Annotated in this window: 16 protein-coding genes and 2 tRNA genes; 6 read left to right on the top strand and 12 right to left on the bottom strand. The window is 40.1% G+C overall.

The window, feature by feature from the left end; all coding sequences use genetic code 11:
* Window positions 1-9: 9 nt before the first annotated feature.
* From EV194_RS04085 to gltB, 3 genes are all read right to left on the bottom strand, one after another.
* A complete protein-coding gene (locus tag EV194_RS04085; protein ID WP_132432402.1) occupies window positions 10-2,205 on the bottom strand; it encodes a glutamine synthetase III family protein in 2,196 nt (731 codons plus the stop codon).
* 167 nt (window positions 2,206-2,372) lie between these two features.
* Complete coding sequence (locus EV194_RS04080) at window positions 2,373-3,791, bottom strand: glutamate synthase subunit beta (RefSeq protein ID WP_132432400.1); 1,419 nt, start codon at window positions 3,789-3,791, stop codon at window positions 2,373-2,375.
* A gap of 73 nt (window positions 3,792-3,864) precedes the next feature.
* The gene (gene gltB, locus EV194_RS04075) at window positions 3,865-8,382 is read right to left on the bottom strand and encodes a glutamate synthase large subunit (protein ID WP_132432807.1); all 4,518 of its coding nucleotides are present in this window, start codon (window positions 8,380-8,382) and stop codon (window positions 3,865-3,867) included.
* 532 nt (window positions 8,383-8,914) lie between these two features.
* On the opposite strand from gltB, the gene asnB reads away from it, so the two are divergent.
* Entirely contained in the window at window positions 8,915-10,501 is a 1,587-nt protein-coding gene (gene asnB, locus EV194_RS04070) for an asparagine synthase B (RefSeq protein WP_132432398.1), read from the top strand.
* Window positions 10,502-10,845: 344 nt separating this feature from the next.
* On the opposite strand, the gene EV194_RS04065 is transcribed toward asnB, so the two are convergent.
* On the bottom strand, window positions 10,846-12,207 hold the full coding sequence (locus EV194_RS04065; protein WP_132432396.1) for a dipeptidase: 1,362 nt from the start codon (window positions 12,205-12,207) through the stop codon (window positions 10,846-10,848).
* A gap of 383 nt (window positions 12,208-12,590) precedes the next feature.
* Window positions 12,591-12,968 (bottom strand): hypothetical protein, encoded by a 378-nt coding sequence (locus EV194_RS04060; protein ID WP_132432394.1) that lies wholly within the window; start codon window positions 12,966-12,968, stop codon window positions 12,591-12,593.
* A gap of 613 nt (window positions 12,969-13,581) precedes the next feature.
* On the opposite strand from EV194_RS04060, the gene EV194_RS04055 reads away from it, so the two are divergent.
* Window positions 13,582-16,875 (top strand): ligand-binding sensor domain-containing protein, encoded by a 3,294-nt coding sequence (locus EV194_RS04055; protein WP_132432392.1) that lies wholly within the window; start codon window positions 13,582-13,584, stop codon window positions 16,873-16,875.
* Between the two features lie 95 nt (window positions 16,876-16,970).
* On the opposite strand, the gene EV194_RS04050 is transcribed toward EV194_RS04055, so the two are convergent.
* The 5 genes from EV194_RS04050 to EV194_RS04030 all read right to left on the bottom strand — a co-directional run bounded on the left by EV194_RS04050 (window position 16,971) and on the right by EV194_RS04030 (window position 20,689).
* Complete coding sequence (locus EV194_RS04050) at window positions 16,971-17,681, bottom strand: YebC/PmpR family DNA-binding transcriptional regulator (RefSeq protein ID WP_132432390.1); 711 nt, start codon at window positions 17,679-17,681, stop codon at window positions 16,971-16,973.
* A 351-nt stretch (window positions 17,682-18,032) separates the two neighbouring features.
* Window positions 18,033-18,620, bottom strand: a complete 588-nt coding sequence (locus EV194_RS04045; RefSeq protein WP_132432388.1) for a DUF3109 family protein — start codon at window positions 18,618-18,620, stop codon at window positions 18,033-18,035.
* A 68-nt stretch (window positions 18,621-18,688) separates the two neighbouring features.
* Window positions 18,689-20,215: a 2,3-bisphosphoglycerate-independent phosphoglycerate mutase gene (gpmI, locus tag EV194_RS04040; protein WP_132432386.1), complete on the bottom strand. Its 1,527-nt coding sequence runs from the start codon at window positions 20,213-20,215 to the stop codon at window positions 18,689-18,691.
* Window positions 20,216-20,409: 194 nt separating this feature from the next.
* A tRNA-Phe gene (locus EV194_RS04035) sits at window positions 20,410-20,482 on the bottom strand.
* A 134-nt stretch (window positions 20,483-20,616) separates the two neighbouring features.
* Window positions 20,617-20,689, bottom strand: a tRNA-Phe gene (locus tag EV194_RS04030).
* A 239-nt stretch (window positions 20,690-20,928) separates the two neighbouring features.
* Between EV194_RS04030 and EV194_RS04025 the strand changes: the two genes are divergently transcribed.
* The 4 genes from EV194_RS04025 (at window position 20,929) to EV194_RS04010 (ending at window position 24,992) form a co-directional block, all read left to right on the top strand.
* The gene (locus EV194_RS04025; protein WP_132432384.1) at window positions 20,929-22,155 is read left to right on the top strand and encodes a M16 family metallopeptidase; all 1,227 of its coding nucleotides are present in this window, start codon (window positions 20,929-20,931) and stop codon (window positions 22,153-22,155) included.
* A complete protein-coding gene (locus EV194_RS04020) occupies window positions 22,155-22,787 on the top strand; it encodes an O-methyltransferase (protein WP_132432382.1) in 633 nt (210 codons plus the stop codon). Before EV194_RS04025 ends, EV194_RS04020 begins: the two co-directional genes overlap by 1 nt.
* A 94-nt stretch (window positions 22,788-22,881) precedes the next feature.
* Window positions 22,882-24,696 (top strand): AMP-dependent synthetase/ligase, encoded by a 1,815-nt coding sequence (locus EV194_RS04015; RefSeq protein WP_132432380.1) that lies wholly within the window; start codon window positions 22,882-22,884, stop codon window positions 24,694-24,696.
* Window positions 24,697-24,800: 104 nt separating this feature from the next.
* A complete protein-coding gene (locus EV194_RS04010) occupies window positions 24,801-24,992 on the top strand; it encodes a cold-shock protein (protein ID WP_079556320.1) in 192 nt (63 codons plus the stop codon).
* A gap of 61 nt (window positions 24,993-25,053) precedes the next feature.
* On the opposite strand, the gene EV194_RS04005 is transcribed toward EV194_RS04010, so the two are convergent.
* Both EV194_RS04005 and ispF read right to left on the bottom strand, forming a co-directional pair.
* Complete coding sequence (locus tag EV194_RS04005) at window positions 25,054-25,371, bottom strand: thioredoxin family protein (RefSeq protein WP_132432379.1); 318 nt, start codon at window positions 25,369-25,371, stop codon at window positions 25,054-25,056.
* A 13-nt stretch (window positions 25,372-25,384) separates the two neighbouring features.
* Window positions 25,385-25,870: a 2-C-methyl-D-erythritol 2,4-cyclodiphosphate synthase gene (gene ispF, locus EV194_RS04000; RefSeq protein WP_317128696.1), complete on the bottom strand. Its 486-nt coding sequence runs from the start codon at window positions 25,868-25,870 to the stop codon at window positions 25,385-25,387.
* Window positions 25,871-25,877: the final 7 nt, after the last annotated feature.

Here is a 25,877-nt window from a genome sequence, read left to right as displayed (position 1 = left end):
AAAATCAAACTATCGTGCAAACAAGAGTTCGCGATATTTAGGTAGTGGCCACATTTCATTATCCACAATAAGCTCAAGCTTATCAATGTGGTAACGAATATCATCCAGATATGGACGAACAGTTTTATCATAAAGTTCGGCTGCTTTATGCGCATCCTCTTCTTTATTAGCCACTTTTCTTGCTTCAACCATTTCATGAACTTTGTTTTTAATGTTCTGAATATGGTATGAAGTCTTTTTAATCAAATCGACACGATCCCCGGCAAGTTCATTGAAATCAGCTGTATCACCAAATACATCTTTCAATCCTTGAACGTTGGTGATTAGAGTGTTCATGTACTTAACACCGGTAGGAACGATATGGTTGATGGCTATATCACCCAACACACGAGATTCAATCTGAATCTTTTTCATATATTTCTCCATCTCCACCTCAACGCGAGCTTCTAATTCTTTGGGATCAAACACACCGTTGGCAGCAAACAGAGCTTTAGATTTATCAGTAAGATAGGCATGTAAAGCTTCAGGAGCATTCGAGATGTTATATAAACCTCTTCGAGCTGCTTCCTCAACCCATTCCGGACTGTACCCGTTTCCATCAAAACGAATTTTCTTAGTCTCTTTGATGTAGCGTTTCAATGTTTGAAGAATGGCCTCATCCTTTTTAACGCCTTTCTCAATTAAGCCATCTACCTCTGATTTGAATTTCTTCAGCTGCTCTGCAACAATGGTGTTCAGCACAATCATTGCTGATGCACAGTTTGCAGAAGAACCAACAGCTCTGTATTCAAACCTGTTTCCTGTGAAAGCAAAAGGTGATGTACGGTTACGATCGGTATTATCGAGAAGAATTTCTGGAATTTTACCAATATTCAGCTTGATGGAAGTCTTTTCATCAGGCGTCATCTTCTTATCTGGTACAGTTTCCTCAAGCTCGTCCAACACACGGTTTAACTCGTGACCAAGGAATACCGAGATAATTGACGGAGGTGCTTCGTTAGCACCTAATCGGTGCATATTACTAGCAGTCAAAATACTTCCGAGTAGCAAATCCTGATGCTCGTATACAGCCTTCATTACATTCAGTAGGAATGTCAAAAACTGCATGTTGGTACGTGGATTCTTTCCTGGGGACAACAGGTTAACACCTGTATCTGTGCTTAGCGACCAGTTGTTATGTTTTCCTGATCCATTAATTCCTTTAAATGGTTTTTCATGGAAAAGAATTCGGAAACCATGTTTACGAGCAATTCTTTTCATCACATCCATGATTAACTGGTTGTGATCGTTGGCCAGGTTACACTCTTCAAAGATAGGAGCTACCTCAAACTGGTTTGGTGCTACCTCATTGTGCCTGGTTTTCACAGGAATTCCAAGTAGGTAAGCCTCGTGTTCGAAGTCTTCCATGTATGCAATAACTCTTTCAGGAATGCTGCTGAAATAATGATCTTCTAACTGTTGATCTTTACTCGAGGAGTGTCCCATAAGGGTTCTTTCAGTCAACATAAGATCCGGACGTGCCATAAAGAGTCCTTCATCAACTAAGAAGTACTCCTGCTCCCATCCAAGATTACTTGATACTTTGCTTACGTTTTTATCAAAATACTGACAAACATCCACAGCCGCCTTATCAACGGCTCCAAGAGCTTTCAACAATGGCATTTTGTAATCCAGAGCCTCTCCGGTATAGGAAATAAAGATGGTTGGAAGACACAATGTTGTACCTACGATAAACGCAGGGGAGGATACATCCCAAGCTGTATATCCACGAGCTTCGAAAGTGTTTCGTAAGCCTCCTGAAGGAAGACTGGATGCATCAGGTTCCTGTTGAACCAGAAGTTTTCCACTGAAGCTTTCTACCACACCATTGCTGACTGAATCAGTCACAATAAATGCATCATGCTTTTCAGCAGTGGCATCCGTAAGAGGGTGAAACCAGTGTGTATAATGGGTAGCCCCGTTCTCGGTAGCCCAAGCTTTCATTCCCAAAGCAATCTGGTCTGCCATTTTACGATCGATTCGGGTACCTTTATTAATAGCTTCCATTATATGCTCATAGGCATCTTTAGAAAGATATTTTTTCATTTTAGGTTTATCGAAAACCTGCTTGCCATAATACTCTGAGGTAGCTCTACCCAGTTCATCAATGTACATGGGCTTCCTTTTCAGAAGCTCCTTCAATGCCATAAATCTTAATGTTGCCATATCAAATTGTTTATTTAGAGAGTTAGACACTACAAATATGTAACTTTTTTATTAAACCCCCTTACATATTCATGTTAAAAAATATAAATAACATTCTTTTTTATAACTCCACCCCCTTTTTAAACACACTCAACGCATCCATTTGCATTAAAAAAGGAAGCTACCCCTTATTTTTTACTTAGGTATTCATGAACTTTTTCTGCTGCTTCCCGACCCTTGGCAATAGCAGTCACCACCAAACTGGCTCCGTTTGCTGCGTCACCCGCAGCAAAGACCCCATCCATACTGGTTGAATAGTTATCATCTATCTTAACATTACCTCTTGGATCCAACTCCAGATTAAGTTCTTTTATTAATCCTTCATGAACTGGATGAACAAAACCCATTGAGAGAAAAACCATATCAGCCTCAATCACTCTCACCGTATCAGGCTTTTCGTTCATCTTCCAATTTCCATTTTCGTTGGCCCACTCAACCTCCGCCACTTCAACACCGGTAACAACCCCATCTTTACCTAAAAATTTACGGGTGGCCAAACTCCACATTCTTTCACACCCCTCTTCATGAGATGAGGATGTCTTTAGTACATTTGGCCAATATGGCCAAGGGTTACCTGGCCTGCGTTTAGCCGGAGGTTTTGGAAGAATTTCTAACTGACCAACCCATGAGGCTTTTTGACGGTTTGCTGTCCCTACGCAATCGCTTCCGGTATCGCCACCTCCAATTACCAGAATCTTTTTCCCTTTCGCTTCAATTCTTTCACCGTTGAAAGTAACACCCCGGTTGACTTTATTCTGCTGAGTCAGATACTCCATTGCAAAATAGACACCTTTCAATTCGCGCCCTTCAACCGCCAGATCTCTAGGTTTCATAGCGCCAATTGCCAACACTACTGCATCATATTTCTTCAGTATCTCCTTTCCGGTAATATTCTCACCAACGGACGTATTCGTCTTAAACTCTATCCCTTCTGTTTCAAAAATCTGAATTCTTCGGTCTATCACCTTTTTATTTAGCTTAAAATCCGGAATACCATAACGCAATAAACCGCCGACAGCATCATCACGCTCAAATACAGTAACTGAATGTCCGGCCTGATTCAATAAATCAGCCACAGATAACCCCGCAGGCCCTGAACCAATCACTGCAACTTTTTTCCCGGTGCGCTTCTTTGGTATACGTGGCTTGATCACACCAAGCTCAAAAGCTTTCTCCACAGTTGAAGACTCATTCTCCCGAATGGTCACAGCCTCTTCATGGATAGCCAACACACATGACTTTTCACATGGTGCCGGACATACTCTCCCGGTAAATTCAGGAAAACTGTTTGTTGAGTGAAGAATTTTATACGCCTCATCATAATCACCTTTATATAAAGCGTCCTGCCACTCTGGAATCTTACTTCCTACAGGACACGCCCAATGACAAAACGGAATGCCGCAATCCATGCAGCGGGACGCTTGTAACCGGCGATCCTGATCATTCAACACCTGCTCTACTTCACCATAATCATCAACTCGCTCATTGACCGGTCTGTTTCCACTGAATTTTTGCGGCACCTCTATAAAACCTCTTGGATTTCCCATAATTCTATTTTATTATTCAGCCATCCGGCGTTTTACCGGAATGGCCAAAGTACTACTTAAGTTAAATAAACAACTACTCTCTGATGTAAGGAGCATCTTCCGTCTCTTTAAGCTTCTGCTCCAGCTCCATTAATTTTTGTTGTTGAAGAACCTTTTTATATTCGAAAGGAATTATTTTTACAAACTTCGGAAGATAGTAATCCCAATTAACAAGAACTTCTCTTGCTTTAGCACTGTTTGTATGCAACAGATGGTTATTTAACAGCTCCTGAAGCTCTTTAACATCATCGTAGTCGTGAACCGGATTCAGCTCAACCAAACCTTTATTACAGAAATAATCAAGCTTACCACTTTCATCCAGCACATAAGCTATTCCTCCACTCATTCCGGCAGCAAAATTTCTTCCGGTTGGTCCAATTACAACCACTCTACCTCCGGTCATATACTCACAGCAATGATCTCCAACTCCTTCAACTACAGCATTAGCTCCTGAATTCCTGACTGCAAACCTTTCACCTGCCACGCCATGTACGTAAAGACTTCCTGAGGTAGCACCATATAATACAGTATTTCCAATAATGATATTTTCCTCAGGTTTAAATGAAGACCCTTTGGGCGGTACAACCACGATTTCTCCACCCGACAAACCTTTACCCAGATAGTCGTTGGCATCACCTTCCAAACGAATGCTGACACCTTTTACTAGAAAAGCTCCCAAACTTTGTCCTGCCGAACCTGTGAATGTGCAGTTAATGGTACTTGGTGGTAAACCCTCTTCACCATAAACCTTTGAAACCTCACCGGACAACATGGCTCCTACTGTTCTGTCGGTATTAGCAATTGGGTGAGCTATCCAGACCTTGGTTTTATTTTGAATGGCAGGTCTGGCCTGGCGAATTAATTCATGATCCAGCACCTGGTCAACCTTGTGCTTTTGAACCAGGGTCTGACGAATGGGATATTTACGTCCCTCTTTAGGGAAGTAGGTTAAAGCAGATAAGTCAAGTCCTGAAGTTTTCCAGTTGCCAACCTCTTTGTTTTGCTCTAACAGATCAGCACGACCTATGATTTCATCCATGGATTTAACGCCCATTGCAGCAAGATGCTCACGCACCTCTGTTGCAATAAATGTAAAGAAGTTAACCAGATGTTTATGCTTTCCTATGAAACGCTTGCGAAGTTCCTCATCCTGAGTGGCAATTCCGGCGGGACAAGTATTTAAATGACATTTACGCATCATAATACAACCAAGCACAACCAAACCGGCAGTTGCAAAGCCATACTCTTCCGCACCCATAAGCGCCATTTTAATAACATCAAGCCCTGTTTTTAACTGCCCGTCGGTCTGAATCTTTACTCGTCCGCGCAGGTTGTTTAACACCAGAGTTTGCTGCACCTCTGCCAATCCAAGTTCAACAGGAAGACCTGCATGCTTGATTGAACTAACCGGACTAGCACCGGTTCCACCCTCGGTCCCGCTTATGGTTATAAGATCGGCATGAGCTTTAGCCACACCTGCCGCAACAGTTCCAACTCCGGTTTCAGAAACCAGTTTTACACTGATTTTAGCTGATGGATTGGTACATTTCAAGTCGAATATTAATTGAGCTAGATCTTCAATGGAGTAGATATCGTGATGCGGTGGTGGTGATATCAACGTAATTCCCGGAGTGGAATTACGTAATTTGGCTATTACTTTATCAACTTTATAACCCGGCAACTGACCACCTTCTCCCGGTTTAGCCCCCTGAGCTATTTTAATCTGTAGTTCATCAGCATTTACCAGATAATTATTGGTTACACCAAATCGGCCACTGGCAACCTGCTTAATAGCACTGCGTGCATTGGACTTAAATCGGGAAGCGTCCTCTCCTCCTTCTCCTGTGTTGCTTCGTCCGCCAATCTTATTCATGGCTAAAGCCAAAGCCTCGTGCGCCTCCTTTGATATAGAACCGTAGGACATTGCCCCGGTTACAAATCTTTTCATAATAGACTCTACCGGCTCTACTTCACTTATGTCAATGGATTTTCCTGTTTTAACCTTTAAAAATCCACGTAAAAAGAGTGGTGTCTGGTTGTCATGGTCAACCCTTTTTGAGTATTCCTTAAACTTTGAATAATCGTTCTCAGCTGTAGCCCATTGAAGTAATCCGATGGTCTCAGGGTTCCAACCATGTTTTTCGCCATATTTTCTGAAAGCGTATGTTCCAAAGCTGTCAAAAGGACCTTCACTCTTATCATCTGCAAACGCTTTTTCGTGGAACAAGAGTGCTTCTTTTGCAAGCTCTTCATATCCTACGCCACCAATTCGTGATGAAGTTCCGGTGAAATAAGTTGATATCACCTCTTGGGAGACACCCACTGCTTCAAACATCTGTGCACCATGGTAACTCCTTAGAGTACTAATACCCATCTTAGAAAGTACTTTTAGGAGCCCCTTATTAATAGATTTCACATAATTCTCACGAGCCTCATGATAATCCATTTTTATTACCCCTTTTTTCACCATTTCATCAATCACGGCAAAGCTTACATATGGGTTTATCACACTGGCTCCATAACCCAACAATAAGGCAAAATGCATCACTTCACGTGCTTCTCCGGTCTCTACAATCAACCCGATTTGCATCCGTTTTTTGGCTTTCACCAAATGATGATGAACAGCTGCTGTTGCCAATAATGAAGGAATAGCCACCTCTTTGGAAGAGATGTTTCTATCGCTAAGAATCACATAATTATTACCGTCATCAACGGCCTTTTCAGCCGTTTTACATATGGTTATCAATGCTTTTTTAAGACCTTCCCCACCCTGATCGGCGGTAAATGTCATAGGAATGGTAACATGCGTAAACTCCTCTCGCCTGTAATCCTTTATCTTGCCTAAATCTGTATTGGATACAATTGGAGAAGCAAATTTTATGGAACGACACTGTGCTGGAGTTTCGATGAGAAGATTTTTTGAAACAGACCCGATATAACTGGTTAAGGCCATCACTAAACCCTCTCTGATGGGGTCGATGGCAGGGTTGGTTACCTGTGCAAATAGCTGCCGGAAATAAGAGAACAACCTCTGTGGCTTATCTGACAAAGCTGCCATAGGTGTGTCATTACCCATTGAACCTACCGGTTCATTGGCTGAATTAGCCATCGGGAAAATAATCTGTTCAAAATCTTCTTTATTATATCCAAATGCTTTTAAATAAGTATCAAATTTATTCCCCAACGATGATGAAACTCGTTGCTTTACATCAATATCATTCAGACTGATTCGGTTTTCTTTCAACCAGTTTTCATATGGATGTAATCTTGATAATTGAGATTTAATCTCTTCATCAGGAATAATGATGCCAAGTTGAGTGTCTACCAACAAAAGTTTTCCGGGACGTAAACGTCCCTTAACAACAATCTCTTCAGCAGGGAAAGTCTGAACACCCACCTCAGACCCCATCACAATCATGTCATTTTTTGTTATGACATATCTTGAGGGACGCAAACCGTTTCTATCCAATGTACCACCAATGTATCGTCCATCTGAAAAAACAATGGATGCCGGACCGTCCCAAGGTTCCATAATGGTACTATGGTATTCGTAATAAGCTTTCAAGCTGGGAGGAATCGGGTTTTTATCGTTCCACGATTCGGGAATTAGCATCGTCAGTGCATGAGGGAGCGTTCTACCGGTCATAAACAGGAACTCCAGTACATTATCCAGCGATGCTGAGTCACTCTTATGAGGCTCAATGACAGGAAACAGCTTTTTCAGGTCGTCACCAAAAAGATCTGACTCCAGCAAGCCCTCTCTTGCCTCCATCCAAAGCCGGTTCCCCTTTATGGTGTTGATCTCTCCGTTATGCGCAAGCATACGGAAAGGTTGTGCCAAATCCCATGTAGGAAATGTATTGGTACTAAAGCGGGAGTGAACCAGTGAGATCGCACTGGAAATGCCCGGATGCTTCAAATCAAGGAAATACTCTCCCAGTTGGTCAGGCGTCAACATTCCTTTATATATAAATACCTTACTTGACAGACTGACGATATAAAAATGTTCTTTCTGCTTCAGGGAGGAAATTCTGATGGCATTCTCGGTAACCTTTCGAGCCAAAAACAGTTTCCTTTCTAAAACATCCTGCTCGTAATCGCCCTGAACAAACACCTGACGAACAACAGGTTCATTGCTCTTTGCTATCTCGCCCAGCACCTTATTATTCACAGGAACATCCCGGTATCCTATCAAATCCAAACCTTCCTCCTGCAAACAGCGGTTTAGCTCAGACACACAAAACATCTGCTCCTTCTCATTCCGTGGAAGAAAGATTAAACCAGTACCGTACCTACCGGCCTGAGGAAGATTAAAATCAAACGTAGAAAACAGATCATGCGGAACCTGCATCAGAATTCCGGCTCCATCGCCGGATTTATTATCAGAACTTTCAGCACCACGATGGGTCATGTTCACAAGCACCTCTAATCCTCTGCGCACTATTTCATTGGACTTTACACCCTTAATATTCGCTACGAATCCTATCCCACAATTCTCATGTTCATTGGCCGGGTCATACAAGCCCTGGGCTTTTGGAAGTCTTTGTTGCATTTCCATTCGATCAAAATTTAGGTTATTGGCTTTTCCGAAATTTAATTCGGCTAAGCTATATACATTACATTATTATAGTAGTAACTCTAGGGTATATGTGATGTAACAATTGACACTCGGAACGGTTTAGTTACATAACTGAATTAATTCATGGCTTGGAATTAATAAACATTACAAATTTAATTCTTTTTATTTCAAAATGAAACCTGACAACGTAATATATTAATCAGTTAACATTTTTTACTACAACCAATAAAAACCATCCAACATCACACTCTCAGCAACATAATCACATACACTTACAGTTTCAAATCAACAATACTCACCTCTTAATATTAAACTCAGCATTTAATAGTCTATAGACAAAGTGAAATCTATACAATTAGACACCACAAAAATATCAAAATAAAACGAATAATAAAATTTATGCAATATTTTATCACTTTTGTTTGCGTTTTAATTACAATTCCGTATTTTTGTATCGAAATCACAATCAAATCATCATCGAATTACTAATTAAAAAAGTTTAACCATGTGTGGATTTGCAGTTTATACAGGCGGGGATAAGAAGCTGAAGCTTGACATAGCCCACGAATTTGAGAAAATCCAGTACAGGGGACCCGACAACACCATCATCAGGGATTTTGGAGAAGAAGGATGGATGGGTTTCCACCGATTAAAAATTATGGATCTGTCGGATGCAGGAAATCAGCCGTTGACTCATAATAATATCCATCTGGTTTGCAATGGAGAGGTTTATAACTTTAGAGAACTGAAAAAGAAATATGAATCCGGTTTTGAATTTCAATCTGAAAGTGATTGCGAGGTCATGCTGCCCCTTTTTCTGGAAAAAGGAATTGTAGGAATGGCAAAAGAATTGGATGCCGAATATGTTTGTGTTATTTATGACGATATTCAGAAAAAGTATTTTGCAGCCAGGGATCCCATTGGAATCAGGCCTATGTTTTATGGATATGATGAATCAGGTGAAATATGCTTTGCCAGCGAAATGAAAAGCCTCCATAAAATTTGTGACAAAGTATACCCTTTCCCACCTGGATATTGTTATGATGGAGAAAAACTGGTACAATATGCAGACATCTCAAAAGTAGAAAAATTTCATAAGGACGAGCAGGAAGAGATTTTTAAAAATATAAATGACCTTTTTACAAAAGCAGTAGAGAAGAGAATGGATGCTGATGCCCCTGTGGGATTTCTTTGCAGCGGAGGATTGGATTCAAGTCTTGTTTGTGCCATTGCAGCCAGACTTACCGACAAACCAATAAAAACCTTTGCGGTAGGTATTGAGGATGGCCCAATTGATACAAAGTATGCAAGAATTGTGGCTGATTATTTAAAAACAGATCATACCGAGGTTCTGTTTTCGAGACAAGAGATCTTTGATTCCTTAAGCACTCTTATATATAATACCGAAACCTGGGATATCACCACCATTCGTGCCTCCATGGGTATGTATATACTTTGTAAGTATATACATGAAAAAACAGACGTAAAAGTTCTGTTGACAGGGGAGATCAGTGATGAAATATTTGGTTACAAGTACACCGATTTCGCACCCACTCCGGATGCTTTTCAAAAAGAGGCTGAGAAACGAATTCGTGAAATATACATGTACGACGTATTAAGAGCCGATAGGTGCATCTCATCCAACGGACTTGAAGCGAGGGTTCCTTTCGGGGATTTGGATTTTGTAAAATATGTCATGGCAATATCTCCCGAGAAAAAAATGAATTTCACCGGAATTGGCAAGTATCTTTTGAGAAAAGCCTTTGAGGACAACTATTTGCCTCATGATATTCTATACCGAGAGAAAGCTGCGTTTTCTGATGCAGTTGGGCATAGTGTAGTGGATTATCTGAAAGCCTATGCAGAAGAGATGTATTCCGACGAAGATCTGGTATTGGCACAGAAAAAATTCACACATGCGCCACCTATTTCGAAAGAGTCTCTGATGTACAGAGAAATTTATGAAGGACACTTCCCGGGAAGAGCAGAGTTGATTAAAGACTTCTGGATGCCGAACAAAGAGTGGGAACATTGTAATGTAAACGATCCAAGCGCAAGAATTCTACCAAACTATGGTAAAAGTGGAGAATAGCCAAACTGAGACCTAATTACTTATATATACCTAAATTTTCCTAATACCTGGTTAAACCTAAACCAAACCTAATCCTATCCGTTCCTAAACCTGAGAAATCCGGAAACAGAGCTTTACCTGGTTGCTCTGTTCCGGGTTTTCTTTTAAATTTTAAATTATCAGTAAATCGATAGCCATTGTTCATTATTTAAAAGTCAAAAGCCATCGCGATGCGATGGCTTTTGTTATCTTAAATATATGTGTCAAATCTGAATAATCTCTCTCGCTCACCTCTTACCTAGGGGGAACGCCAAACACACTATACGATCCCGTCATTTTTTGCTTGATTTAAAAATAGGACACCCTTAACCTTTGTAATAATCATAAAACCTCCCCACCGTCTCAATTCCTTTAAAAAATTGCTCTAATGGAAAATTTTCATTGGGTCCGTGAATGGCATCCGACTCCAGACCAAATCCCATCAACACGGATTTCACACCCAATATCTGCTCAAATGAAGATATAATAGGAATAGAGCCACCACTGCGAACAGGAATCGGAATTTTGCCAAAAACCGCCTCGTAAGCCTCTTCAGCTGCTTTATATGCCGGGATATCTATTGGACAAACGTAACCATAACCACCCTGTAGTGGAGTAACTTTTACCGAAACGCTTTCAGGTGCGATGCCTTCGAAATAATTCTTAAACAACACGGCAATTTTCACATGATCCTGGTTTGGAACCAATCGGCTGGAAACTTTAGCATAGGCTTTTGATGGCAATACAGTTTTCGCTCCCTCACCGGTATAACCTCCCCATATACCACATATATCAAAAGAAGGTCGAATACCAGTACGTTCAGATGTGGAATAGCCCGTTTCACCCTGTAAAGCCTTCACTCCAATCGCCTTTTTATAAGCAGTCTCATCAAACGGAGCCTCTGCCATTTTTGTTCTTTCCTCCGGACTTACCTCAAGCACATCATCATAAAATCCGGGTATGGTGATTCGTCCATCGCCATCGGTCATTTGAGCAATCATTTTGCACAATACATTGATGGGATTAGCCACAGCTCCGCCAAACAACCCGGAATGCAAATCACGATTAGGCCCGGTAAGTTCCACCTCCCAATAAGCAAGCCCCCTCAGACCGGTGGTAATTGAAGGTATTTCGGGAGAAATCACAGAAGTATCTGAAACCAGTATAACATCACAACTCAGCAGATCTTTATTCTCTTCACAAAATGCCATAAGATTGGGAGAACCAATCTCTTCTTCCCCCTCGATAAGGAACTTGATGTTGCAATTTAGTTTACCAGAAGCTACTAAATACTCAAAAACCTTTGCGTGAATAAACCCCTGACCTTTGTCATCATCGGCACCCCGACCGTAAATTTTTCCATCCTTTATAACCGGCTCAAACGGAGGGGTGTCCCATAAACTTACCGGATCAACCGGCATCACATCCATGTGTCCATAAACCAAAACTGTGGGAAACTTCTCATCGATTGTTTTCTCTGCAAAAGTAACAGGGTTACCATTGGTCTCCATCACTTCTGCCTTATCGGCTCCTGCCTCAAGCAGTAGCTTTTTCCACAACTCAGCTGCACGACGCATGTCATCCTTATGTTCAGATTGTGAGCTGATAGACGGAATTCGTAACAATTCGAACAACTCACTAAGAAACCGCTCTTTATTTTCTGAAATATATTCTTTTAAATCGCTCATAAATATTCATTTATTTTTAAATACAGATCTTATACAATAGATCGTTAGACTTTTAGATTATTAGACATAAGACACAAGTAAGCTTCTTATTACCAGCTGATTAAATATTCTCGCAACAGATTTATAAACATTTGATTATTAGGCAAATAAAAAATATTAACGAATTATTATAGTTATAGAATTAAGAGTGAGGTAATTTCAAAGCATTTAGGCAAGTGCCTCTTAACAACACAATGTTTTCGTAACTGTTTAAATATCCAAATCTATAATACTCAAACACCAAATTGAAATTTAAAAGATTTAAAGGTACAAAAAAACATCTCCTCGTTTTATGATATAAATAAGGATTTGCCAAAACACATTAAGGAGTATAAATAAGAAATTCATTCAGGACAAGCGTGCATGCATGATGAGCAAGTGGTTATTCTTACGCATCCATGTTCCAAGATATGATTCAGAAGACATGCTACGATTTCATCAGTCTCAGACAGACTCTCACATAAAGGGCGCTCCATAAACTCAATATAAAAACTTTCCAGATCATCTTGCGTTGGTCTCTCTATCCGGGCTGTTAACGTTCCGTCATCTTCCAACCGAAAGATTAACATGGCGTTCACACCAGCCTCTACAAGTGTCACAAAACTATTGTACCCTTCCCTAACCTGCGCTTCATAGTCGGGCTGTTCACTTTTACATCCACTGATCAGAAAGAAAAGAATTAATGATAATAACCAAACACCGGCTTCTTTATATGGTCTCATTAAGACGTTGCATTAAAAGATTAAAATGCAATTTACGAAAAATGGGAAGGCTCTCCAATATTTAGAAATGCATTTTTATCGAGTTAGTAAGCTTATCCAAGCATACAACATATGTATCAACAACTTCTGTTATAATCATGAATATCCCTTAAATCCAAGTTTTTCCTACAAATAATCTTTTCTTTCATTTTTTTTAACACAAAATAGTATGTTTAGCTTTTTATTATTTGTTTTATAACCATCTAATCTTATTCGACTTCTTAATAAACATAATTATCCAATATTTCAATTTCTATCTATCTCAGCCCTATCAAGCGTTTAAGAATTTTGTAACTTATTTTTAAAATATTCGTAACAAATAACAACACTATTAAAGTTAAAATAACATTTATAGCAATTTATCGTTTTTCAAGATAACATTGTCAACACACAAAGCACTTATCTATCTGATATAATGCAGAATTACTGACCACATATAAAAGACTTTATTAAGTTCTATGCCTGGAATAATAATAGAGAGGTACATATAAAAAAGAAATCATTGAATTCCCCAATAAAAACAAATAGAGGGATATCAAAAATTACACACAACTATAAACACTAATTACAATCTATGAAAACGCATAAGTTTCTATTATACTTGGCTTGGACAATTAACTTAACAATAGTTAATCTTAATCATACTTATTCTCAAATATCTAGTGTAGCATTTGACAAGGTTACAATTAGAGACGGGCTCTCACAATCAACGGTAAATTATATTATTCAGGATAGACATGGATTTATGTGGTTTGCGACCTATGGCGGCCTTAATAAATATGATGGATACTCCTTTACAGTTTATCAAAATGAGGTTAACGACAATACAAGTCTTGGAAACAACAATAATGAGCTATTATTCGAAGACAGGGATGGCTTTATTTGGATAGTGCACAATGGGAACGAAGGATTAGACAGATTTGATCCACAAACAGAAAACTTCCTTCGAATCCGACATGATCCGGACGACCCAAACAGCATAAGCAGCAACACGGTACATCATGTAATGCAGGATAATGAGGGCAACATTTGGGTGTGTGCCGACAATACCCTTAACTTGGTCGTTCAGGATAGTAAAGACAGAGAAGCCAAAGTTAGTTTCCAACGATTTACCAATCCTCCAGAACACAATTTCACAAGAGCCTACGAAGACTCGAAAGGTAATTTTCTATTAATGGGTAGCTCTCTATTTTATTTCGACAGAGAAACGAAGACCGTTGCACGCGCCTTTGGACTTCCAGCCAATCGTGTTATTTCCTACGCAGAAGATAAAAACGGAGATCTACTTGTAGGTACATTTGCTCAAGGAGTCTTCAAACTCGAATGGGACGAACGTAGTTCAAGCTATCGACTTGGTGATAATTCAAGAATCAACCCTGCACCATCTAACCGCAGTTCTGTTGCTATTGATGATTTTGGAATTGTTTGGATTGGGACTGAAACCAGAGGATTATTTCGCTACAATCCTGAAACAGACGAATTAAACAGATTCCTGCCTGATAGATTGAACCCGAACGCCATCAGCGATGCAAATGTATTTTCGATGCATGTTGACCGTACTGGGGTTTTATGGGTTGGAACCTACAGCCAGGGGCTTAATAAAGTTGACTTATACAGAAAAGATTTCGCCCACTTCTCATCAATCCCGGGTAACACAAATTCTATGAGCGGAAATACCATATCTGGAATTTCCAGTATCAATGCAAATGAATTATGGGTTGGCACCCGTGATGGAGAAGGTCTCAACAGATTTGTTTTCAATGGGAATAACGAACCCAAAGTATATCATTACCTCAATAACCCGAATGACCCCAACAACATTCTTGGCATCAGCTGCCTAAGTCTACTACAGCGCAGGAACGGTGAAGTATGGATTGGTTCACAAGGATATGTCACAAAACTGATTCCTGAATCACCTGGCTCAGCTAGAAGTCCACAAGTTACAAGATACCCAATGCAGGTATGGACTTTTAATCTATTTGAAGACAGTAAAGGTATTTTATGGGGTGGTACATGGGATGGAGGTTTATGGCGCTTTGACGAGGCTACTCAGGAGTTTACTTTTTACACCAACGACCCCAATGATCCAAACAGCTTATGTGACAACATCATATGGTCAATAGGTGAAGACAAACATGGAAATTTGTGGGTGGGGGGACATTCTAATGGACTAAGCATTTTACCCAACAGGGAACGGGATAAAGAACGACCTCAATTCGTAAATTTCCGCCACAACCAAGACGACAATAATAGTCTCAGTAATAATACCGTTAACGCCATATACTGTGACCCATCCGGAACCATATGGTTAGCAACAGGCAGAGGTTTAAACAAAATGGTTGATGAAAACAATTTGCTGGAAAATATCACGACAAACAGCATGCTTAATTTTGACCATTACTTAATGGAAGATGGCCTACCCGCTAACGGGATACTTGGCGTTGTTGAGGATAAAACGGGTAACTTTTGGATGAGTACTACGAACGGAATCAGCAGGCTTAATGTTTCCGACAATACATTCATCAATTACTTTGAGAGCGATGGCTTACAAAGCAATGAATTTAGGGAGAATGCATATTTCATTAACTCCGAAGGACGAATTTTCTTTGGAGGCCCAAATGGTTTTAACGCGTTTTACCCTGAAAACATTATGACTAACCCGTTTTTACCCGATGTAGTTTTAACGGATATCCAAATCTCAAACAGATCGGTAAGTCCTGGTCAGGAAATAAATGGCGAAGTGGTTATTTCAAAACCAATACACATGACCTCCTCCATTTCCCTATCCCATAGGAACAATATGATTGTTCTTCATTTTGCCGGATTACACTATGCAAATCCTTCGAGCAATCAGTATGCTTATTATCTGGAAAACCTTGACGAAGATTGGGTTTATACCATGAATCGAAGCGCAACCTACACCAATCTTAATCCCGGCACCTATACGTTTAGAGTAAGAGCCACAAACAATGATGGTGTATGGAATGAAGAGGGGACAATATTAACAATTGTTATTCGGCCTCCCTGGTGGGCAACCATCTGGTTCAGATTGTTGATGATTGTAGTGATTGTCGGACTTGTTTATTGGTTTATTTCTTATAAAACAAAACGCTTAAAAGAAAATCAAAGAACGCTTGAATTAAAAGTTAAAGAGGCAACCGATAAGGTGACTGCTCAAAACTCCAAACTTCAAGAGGCTCAGACAAAACTAACACGCATTATGGATGATGTTAAAAGCGAATTGGGCAAAGCATCAGAAGAACTGCTTGAAGCAAGCAACCGTCAGGCTTCTACGGCAGAAGAAATTTCAGCCTCAATGGAAGAAATCACCAGTGAAATGGCGGAAAATGCAAGCAATATGCTTCAAATGCTTGAAAAGGTTAAACAAGTTGAGGGAGAATCTGAAGAAAGTGTTAAAATTGTCTCCAACACTCTAAACTCTATCAATAACATCTCTGAAAGCATTGGGTTTGTTTCAGATTTTGCAAGAATGACTAACTTGCTTTCATTAAATGCTGCTATTGAGGCCGCAAGAGCCGGAGAACATGGCAGAAGCTTTGCTGTTGTTGCTTCTCAGGTAAAAAAACTTGCAGACCAATCTTCTGAAGTGGCCATGAATATTCGAAAACTATCTGAACATGGGCAAATTCTGTCACAGGAAGCGAATGACAAGATCATCCAACTTAACAAAGTTGTTTCCGGAATTGTAACCACTATCTCAGAAATCAACCAGTCAATTCAGGTTCAATCGGCTGAGGCAAACAATGTCAATTCTTCAATCTTGCAAATGTCAATGTATGTATCTAACACATCTGAGTTGGCAGGCAAGCTGGATGCTGCCATAAACTCCTTAACCATAGAAGAGTAACAAATAATCATTAACTGAAATATCTGAAAAGACACCGACCTGTTTAAATCATGATTTGAACAGGCCGGTGTCTTTTTAAAACGTTATAAACCAATCTAAGCCATATTATGAAACACATTGGTTACATCATCATCCTCTTCAAATTTTGACAGAAGTTTTTCAACATCAGCCACCTGTTCTTCGCTTAATGTTTTGGTATCGTGAGGAATTCTTTCAAACTCTGCGTTAAGAATTTCAAAACCGTTCTCTTCGAGGTATTTCTGAACCGGTCCAAATGCCTCAAATTCTCCATATACCATCATGTGCTCCTCTTCAACAAACACTTCCTGAACGCCAAAATCAATCAGTTCAAGTTCAAGTTCTTCAACATCTACCCCATCTTTCATTTTCACTTTAAAGCTGCATTTATGGTCGAACATGTAGTCAACACTTCCTGAAGTTCCCAATGAGCCGTTGTGCTTATTAAAATAACTCCGCACATTGGCTACAGTACGCGTTGGATTGTCGGTAGCTGTTTCTACCATAACAGCAATACCATAAGGACCATAACCTTCATAAACCACCTCCTTGTAGTCGGCCTGATCTTTTGAAGTAGCCTTTTTAATGGCGCGCTCCACGTTATCTTTGGGCATATTTGCCGCTTTGGCATTCTGCATCAATACGCGTAAACGAGGATTGGCAACCGGATCGGGACCTCCACTTTTTACAGCAATAACGATTTCACGTCCTATTTTCGTGAAGGTTTTAGCCATGGTTCCCCATCTCTTGAGTTTTCTGGCTTTTCTATATTCAAAAGCGCGTCCCATTTTTAAGTATAGATTAATGTGTTAATGGATGAATCAAATAATAATTTGGTTTGCAAATTTAAAATATTTATTGAATTCAAAACTTCAAAGTTTTGATAGATTTTTAGTTTAAACTAAAATTCTTGTTTCGGAACCACTGCTGTCCGACTAAGATTTTTTTTATAATGATAATCATATAATAGATTTCTCGCTTCGCTCTAAATGACATACTTTTACGTTTCGAGAGGTGAAGGGGTAATTGAGAATACGCCCCAATAACCCCTTCACCTACCTTGACCTCCTGAAAGCTTTGTCATTTCGAGCATAGCGAGAAATCTAAATTAAATAACCGGTCAGTAGCATTTCGGAATATTACATTGAATCCGGAGGATTTTCTTCCAACAACTTAGCGGCCTCTTCCATTTCATTATAAAACAGTTCTCCATATTTTCTGGTAATGGCATCTTTAAGAAATCGAAAAATAGGAACCTGTTCTTTCTCCCCTAACAAACGAGCAACCTCACAAATATGCCATTGATGATAATTTATGGCTTCAAAATCCTTATACTTATTGATTCTGATGGGGTATAAATGACATGACACGGGTTTCCGGAACTCAATTTCACCTTCGTTGTACGCTTGCTCTATGGCACATTTGCAAATCCCATTCTCATCAAACAGAGCATATACACACTCCCGTCCGTTAATGATCGGGGTTACCATGTCTCCGTCGCCATCCACTTCCCAGGCACCCTTTTTGTCAATCTCGGCTTGCGCCTTCTCCGACAACATCGGTTTTACTATAGGCAAAATTTCCTCCAATATGATGGTCTCTTCCTCCTCCAATGGTGCTCCGGACTCTCCCTCCACACAGCATGCTCCAAGGCATTTTGGCAAATCGCATATAAAATGCTTCTCAAATAAATTCAGGCTGATCAGTTTATCATCTATCTGTACCATATCATACAAAAAAATGCAGCAATTTCATCGGGAAATTGCTGCACAAAGAAACAATATTTTCACGAAAATTAATCGATTGTAATCAGGTTCTTCCCTGTCATCTCTGCCGGCTTTTCAACTCCCATGATATTAAGAATTGAAGGAGCAACATCGGCCAAAATCCCATCGGTAACACTGCCTTTGCGCTCGGTTACCCAAATAAATGGAACAGGGTTCAGAGAGTGAGCCGTGTTGGGCGAACCATCTTCGTTAACGGCATTATCGGCATTCCCGTGGTCGGCAATAATAATTGCTTCATACCCGTTGGATTTTGCTGCTTCAACGGTATCACGCAAGCATTCATCAACAGCCTTTACAGCTTTTAAAATGGCATTGTAATCGCCGGTATGTCCAACCATATCGCCATTGGCATAGTTCAGGCAAATAAAGTCAAACTTCTTTTTATTTAATGCTGCCACAACCTCATCCCTAACTTCGTAGGCACTCATTTCAGGCTGATGGTCGTAAGTTGGTACCTTAGGGCTGTTAACAAGAATTCTCTCCTCGTTGGCAAACACCTCTTCACGGCCTCCCGAAAAGAAGAATGTTACATGCGCATACTTTTCTGTTTCAGCCATGCGCAACTGAGACAATCCGTTTGCTGCAACAACTTCTCCAATGGTATTGGTAACATTATCTTTATCGAACAACACATGCATTCCTTTATATGTTGCATCATATGGAGTCATGGTGCAATAGTACAATGGAAGAGTTTTCATATCATACTCAGGCATGTCTCTTTGAGTCAGCACCTCAGTTAATTCCCTGGCACGGTCGTTGCGGAAATTAAAGAAAATAATGACATCACCTTCCTGAATGTTTCCAACAGGCTTTCCGTCGGCATCAACTTTCACGATGGGTTTAATAAATTCATCGGTCACATTATTGTTGTATGAATCCTGAATTGCAGAAACCACATCAGTAACCGGTGTGCCAACACCCTTAACCATTAAATCATAAGCTTCTTTAACGCGCTCCCATCTTTTGTCGCGATCCATGGCATAATAACGTCCGATAACTGAAGCGACTTCTCCGTTATTATTTTTCAAATGTTCCAGCAATTCGGTAACGTAACCCTTTCCGCTTTTTGGATCGGTATCGCGACCATCCATAAATGCGTGAACAAATATTTTATCCAGACCAAATTCGGTGGCCACGTCAGTCAGCTTATATAAATGTTCCTGGCTGCTGTGAACGCCTCCTTTTGAAACCAAACCCAGAAAATGAACCTGCTTGCCATTCTCTTTGGCATAATTCAAAGCTTTAACCAATTCAGGGTTCTGAGAAATTGAGTTATCACGAATAGCCAGGTTAATTTTAACCAAATCCTGGTAAACAACACGTCCCGCACCAATGTTAAGGTGACCAACTTCGGAATTTCCCATTTGTCCGTCGGGCAATCCAACGTTTTCGCCGGATGCTGCAAGTTGAGAGTTGGGATATTTTGCTACCAAAGAATCAAAATATGGTGTATCCCCTTTAAATATCACGTCAGAATCCGACTTGTTGCCGTAACCCCAACCATCAAGAATAATTAGTATGGTCTTTTTGTCCATGAAATAGTAGTATTACAATATTTTATAGAAATAACAGTTCGAATAGAACTTGTGTTCAGTGTTTTGCTCGTTTTAATCAAACCATGCAAAATTACCTATTTTTACCCTAACTCTTTACTGAAAAGTGTTAATTCATTCTAAATAAGAAAATTGAAAACAAAAATAGCCGACCAAACCGGTCGGCTATTTTTTTGTGGTACCACCTGGAATCGAACCAGGGACACACGGATTTTCAGTCCGTTGCTCTACCAACTGAGCTATGGTACCGGATTGTTATTTTTACTGTTGCAAAAATAACAAATACCCAAAATCAATTAACCCTTAAAATCCTCAGGTAGAAAACCTTTCAAAATAATCAAACCTGAATTAAATTTAATGCACCTTTAAAACATTAAATTCTGTGGTACCACCTGGAATCGAACCAGGGACACACGGATTTTCAGTCCGTTGCTCTACCAACTGAGCTATGGTACCTTGCGAAAACGCGGTGCAAATATACGTAAAGATTTCTTTCTTCAAAACCACTCTATAATTTTTATTAACATGGCAAACCATCAAAAACGTATACAAACCTGTATTTCAATAACTTTAAATTGAAAAATATTTTTCAGTCGATTACAGAATCCGCACACATTGCAATGCATTACCAAAGAGTAATCATGTTTATCCCCGTTTATTTTACTAATTTTGCGCACTCATTTTTAAAACAAGAAATGCTACTTTTTTCACATACATTGCCAAACGGAATACGTTTGATTCATCATCCTGTAGATTCACCGGTGGGTCACTGCGGACTCATCATCAACACCGGATCCAGAGACGAGAAAGAGAATGAACACGGAATGGCTCATTTTATTGAACACGTATTTTTTAAAGGCACAAAAAAACGCAAAACCTATCACATCCTCAGCCGAATCGACGATGTTGGCGGAGAACTTAATGCCTACACCACAAAAGAGGAGACCTGCATTTACGCCTCTTTTCTAAAACAGGATTTCAATCGTGCCATGGAGTTAATTCACGACATTGCATTCAATTCAACCTTCCCGGTTAAGGAGATTGAAAAAGAGAAGGAGGTCATTATTGATGAAATAAATTCTTACAAAGACAGTCCGGCCGACCTGATTTTGGACGACTTTGAAGAGTTGGTTTTTTCAAAAGATGCCATTGGAAGGAACATTCTTGGCACTCCTGAGACAATCTCAAAATTTGGACAGAAGGATATTAGAAAATTCATGGCCGAAAACTACCATACCGACCAAATGGTAATTTGTACCGTGGGACAAATTCCTCCCGGTAAAATCATGAAAATTGCAACTCAATATTTTGGAAGTATCCCAACCAACTTGCGTCAAGTAAAACGTCAACCCATTTCACCCTACCTGCCACAAACAGTGGAAAAAACCATGGATACTTTTCAAAGCCATGTGGCCATTGGCAACGTGGCCTACGATCTGAATCATCCAAACAGGCTGAATCTCTTACTGCTCAACAACATTCTTGGAGGGCCGGGAATGAACAGCCGTCTCAACATGTCGTTGAGAGAGAAAAATGGAATTGCATATAACATTGAATCCATCTACACCCCCTATTTTGGAACCGGGGTTTTCAGCATCTATTTTGGAACAGATGAAGAAAATCTTAAACGCAGCATAAAAATTGTGCACAAAGAGCTTAAAAAACTGCGCGAGAAAAAGCTTGGCAAACTCCAGATTCACAATGCTCGCCGACAATTGAAAGGCCAGATCACCATTGCCAACGAAAACAGGGAACACCTGATGCTTTCCATCGGAAAAAGTTTTATGCTGTACAATAAAGTGGATACAATAGAGGAAATATATGACAAATTAGACAACATTACTGCCGAAAAGCTTTTAGAAACAGCCAATGAGATATTTGCACCCGAACAGTTATCCTATCTGATTTACAGACAAAGTTGATGCAAAAAAAACTAGAACAATATATACTTGACCACATTAATGATGAAAATCCGGTTCTTAAAGAATTGGAGCGTTACACGTACCTTCACGTTTTGCGCCCGCGGATGCTGTCAGGTCATTTACAGGGTTCGTTGTTAACAATGCTTTGTCGGATGATAAAGCCGGCTAACATACTGGAAATTGGCACCTACACCGGATATTCATCCATATGCATGGCATATGGATGTGCTGACTCAGCACATATACACACCATCGAAATCAACGACGAGCTGGAACACATCATTCGCAAATTCCATAAGAAAGCAGGAGTTGAGAATAAAATCACACTTCATATTGGCGACGCTATAAAAATTATAGAGAGATTAAACATAGAGTTTGACCTGATATTTATTGATGGGGACAAACGACAATATCCCGAATATTACAAAGCTGTATTGCCTAAAACAAAACCAGGCGGATTTATTTTGGCCGACAATATTTTGTGGGATGGCAAAGTAGCAAAACCCAACATGCCCGATGATGCCTACACCAAAGGCATAATGGACTTTAACTGTATGGTTAAAGAAGACACGCGTGTTGAAAAAACCATATTGCCAGTAAGAGACGGAATCACCCTAATCTGTAAAAAATAGATGGCAGTTTTAAAACATACCTGATCCTTTCGCACGTTTTATATTCTTTTTTTACCTTTAGTTTTGAAAACCATTACTGAACAAGAAACTTAATATGCAAATTGAACGGACATTTGATTTGCTTGATAACATCAAGCAAAACCACAACAGGCCGGACATATTAATGGCCAAACGCGAAGGACAGTGGGTGAACTTCAGCGCCGACGACTACAACCGAACCTCCAAACATTTCAGCTACGGTTTATTGGCCAGGGGATTTAACAAGGGGGACAAAATCGCAACGGTATCCAACAACCGGCCGGAATGGAACATTGCAGATATGGGAATGGCCATGGCCGGTGTCATTCATGTACCCATTTACCCAACCATAGGCGATGACGAATACAAACACATCTTGGCACATTCTGATGCCAAAATTCTTATTGTGTCCGATTTGGCTTTATACAACAGGCTGAAGCCCATTGCCGATGAACTGGAGAATATTGAGGAAGTTTTAACCTTTAATTTCTATCAGGACATTCCTCACTGGAGCTCAATTACCAAGCAAGGTGAGGAAAGCCGGGTGAAATTTAAGGAAACGCTTATGAAAATCAGAAAAGAGATATCCCCTGACGATGTCGTTTCCATCATTTATACCTCCGGAACCACCGGCATGCCCAAGGGGGTAATGCTTACACATAATAACTTCATCAGCAACGTAAAAGCGTGTGCTGAACTATTCGACCTGAGAGCAGGCGACCGCATTCTTAGCTTTCTGCCAATATGCCATGTTTTTGAGCGAATGGTAAACTACCTGTTTCAATACAAAGGCTGCGCCATTTATTATGCAGAAAATCTGGGAACCATAGCGCAAAACATGGTGGAAATCCAGGCAAACGCATTTGCCACTGTTCCGCGGGTAATAGAGCGCATTTATGACCGCATCGTATCCAAAGGTGAAGACTTAACCGGACTCAAAAAAGTCATATTCTTTCAATCGCTAAAACTTGGTGAAAAATACCGCTATAACGGGAAACACAACCCTTGGTATGGACTTCGATTGTGGCTGGCACGCAAGCTGGTATTCTCGAAGTGGCAAAAAGCATTTGGAGGAAAACTGAGGTTTGTAGTGTCCGGAGGGGCAGCGCTTCAGCCTCGTCTAAGCAGGCTATTCTTTGCAGCAGGAATTCCGCTACTGGAAGGTTACGGACTGACTGAGACTTCTCCGGTAATTGCAGTAAATCATCTTAACAAACCAAACAGCCTGTTGATTGGCACTGTTGGCTCTGTAATTGAAAACGTTGAAGTAAAAATAGATGAAGACGGGGAAATACTGACAAAAGGGCCACACATAATGAAAGGCTACTACAAGGACGAAAAAAACACTTCCGAAGTCATTGATGAGAATGGTTGGTTGCATACCGGTGACATTGGAATACTCATCGATAACAGATTTCTCAAAATCACCGACCGCAAAAAAGAGATGTTTAAAACATCGAGTGGAAAATACATCGCACCCCAGGTTATTGAGAACATGCTGAAAGAGTCATTTTTCATTGAACAAGCCATGGTGGTGGGTGAGAATGAAAAATTTGCCAGTGCACTGATACTTCCAAATTTTGAATATCTGCATTTATGGGCGCATGATCGACGCATACATTTCCGCGACAACATGGAACTAATTTCACTCAGTGCCGTGCAAAAAAGATTCCAACAGGAAATTGACCATTATAACAAACAGCTTGGGAAATTTGAGCAACTCAGCAGATTCAGACTGGTTCATGAGGCATGGACAGCACAATCGGGAGAATTGTCGCCAACATTGAAACTACGCAGAAGAGTTCTTTACAAAAAATATGCTGATATAATCAGGCAGATATACTCTTATAACGAAGGAGAAGAAAATCGTGGAAAACACAAGTTTAGTTGATTTCATTCGCAAAAATGTTAAAAACCACCATTTTCTAAAAAAAAATGGTGGTTTTTTTAAAAAAATTTTACCTTTGGTGTAACTAATATTTTTTTTACACTATTATGAACAAAGGAATTGTAAAATTTTTTAATGACACCAAAGGATTCGGTTTCATTAAAGATGAAGAATCAGGCGAAGAATACTTCGTACATGTAACAGGTCTTGTTGACAAGATCAGAGAAAACGATGAAGTAACGTATGACCTTCAAGAAGGAAGAAAAGGTCTTAACGCTGTAAATGTTAAGCTGGCTTAGTTGTAGAGTAATACACTATAACTTCCGATTTAAAAAGGGTATCGCAATGCGAAACCCTTTTTTAATGACCAAAAAGAATATTGTATGGTCTTATTAAAGCCTCTTCTAATTGTCCTATTCCCATATTTCGCGCAAAACGCAATAACTCATTCCCTTCAAAGAAGATTATAACCGTTGGAACGGCAAATACAGAATATCGTGCAGCCACTTCCGGAGCTTCTGTAACATCACAATACGACATTTTTATAAGAGGAAATTTTTTGTCCAGCAGCTCCTTGATTTTTGGCTGTAGCACTTTGCAGACACTACAACCCTCGTGAGAGAAGTATATTAATACCGCCTGATGATCAGCAATAATATTTTCGACAGAAACATCCACCTCAACGTCAGCTTTACTTATACAGCATCACCACGGCATAAGCCGAAACACCCTCTCCCCTGCCTTCAAAGCCCATTTTTTCAGTAGTAGTTGCCTTAATGGAGATATCCTCTACACTTATTTGCATCACACTGCTTAAAACTTCCTGCATCTCGGGAATAAATGGGTTGATTTTTGGCTGCTGAAGGCAGATTGTAGAATCAACATTACCTACCTCGTACCCGGCTTTACGGATAATTTCCATGGTTTTTCGAAGTAAAATCTTACTGTCCACACCCTTTAACATGGGATCTGAATCAGGAAAATGGTAACCGATGTCACGCAGGTTAGCAGCACCAAAAAGTGCGTCACAAATGGCATGTATCAAAACATCACCGTCTGAATGCCCCACCGATCCTTTATCGAAAGGAACATGAATTCCTCCAAGCCATAATTTAAAACCAGAAGCGAGCTGGTGGACATCAAAGCCCATTCCAACCCGCCATTTCATCTGTTGCATCTTATTG

The organism is Natronoflexus pectinivorans, from assembly GCF_004345615.1.
In the GTDB taxonomy this organism is placed as follows: Bacteria; Bacteroidota; Bacteroidia; order Bacteroidales; family Marinilabiliaceae; genus Natronoflexus; species Natronoflexus pectinivorans.
Note: the sequence above shows the minus strand (reverse complement) of the source record. Positions and strands in the feature narration are given on the sequence as shown.

Excerpts from the sequence above, each read along its gene's own strand:
- EV194_RS04085 (WP_132432402.1), bottom strand. The coding sequence starts at position 2,205 with ATGGCAACATTAAGATTTATGGCATTGAAGGAGCTTCTGAAAAGGAAG.
- EV194_RS04080 (WP_132432400.1), bottom strand. The coding sequence starts at position 3,791 with ATGGGAAATCCAAGAGGTTTTATAGAGGTGCCGCAAAAATTCAGTGGA.
- gltB (WP_132432807.1), bottom strand. The coding sequence starts at position 8,382 with ATGCAACAAAGACTTCCAAAAGCCCAGGGCTTGTATGACCCGGCCAAT.
- asnB (WP_132432398.1), top strand. The coding sequence starts at position 8,915 with ATGTGTGGATTTGCAGTTTATACAGGCGGGGATAAGAAGCTGAAGCTT.
- EV194_RS04065 (WP_132432396.1), bottom strand. The coding sequence starts at position 12,207 with ATGAGCGATTTAAAAGAATATATTTCAGAAAATAAAGAGCGGTTTCTT.
- EV194_RS04060 (WP_132432394.1), bottom strand. The coding sequence starts at position 12,968 with ATGAGACCATATAAAGAAGCCGGTGTTTGGTTATTATCATTAATTCTT.
- EV194_RS04055 (WP_132432392.1), top strand. The coding sequence starts at position 13,582 with ATGAAAACGCATAAGTTTCTATTATACTTGGCTTGGACAATTAACTTA.
- EV194_RS04050 (WP_132432390.1), bottom strand. The coding sequence starts at position 17,681 with ATGGGACGCGCTTTTGAATATAGAAAAGCCAGAAAACTCAAGAGATGG.
- EV194_RS04045 (WP_132432388.1), bottom strand. The coding sequence starts at position 18,620 with ATGGTACAGATAGATGATAAACTGATCAGCCTGAATTTATTTGAGAAG.
- gpmI (WP_132432386.1), bottom strand. The coding sequence starts at position 20,215 with ATGGACAAAAAGACCATACTAATTATTCTTGATGGTTGGGGTTACGGC.
- EV194_RS04025 (WP_132432384.1), top strand. The coding sequence starts at position 20,929 with ATGCTACTTTTTTCACATACATTGCCAAACGGAATACGTTTGATTCAT.
- EV194_RS04020 (WP_132432382.1), top strand. The coding sequence starts at position 22,155 with ATGCAAAAAAAACTAGAACAATATATACTTGACCACATTAATGATGAA.
- EV194_RS04015 (WP_132432380.1), top strand. The coding sequence starts at position 22,882 with ATGCAAATTGAACGGACATTTGATTTGCTTGATAACATCAAGCAAAAC.
- EV194_RS04010 (WP_079556320.1), top strand. The coding sequence starts at position 24,801 with ATGAACAAAGGAATTGTAAAATTTTTTAATGACACCAAAGGATTCGGT.
- ispF (WP_317128696.1), bottom strand. The coding sequence starts at position 25,870 with ATGCAACAGATGAAATGGCGGGTTGGAATGGGCTTTGATGTCCACCAG.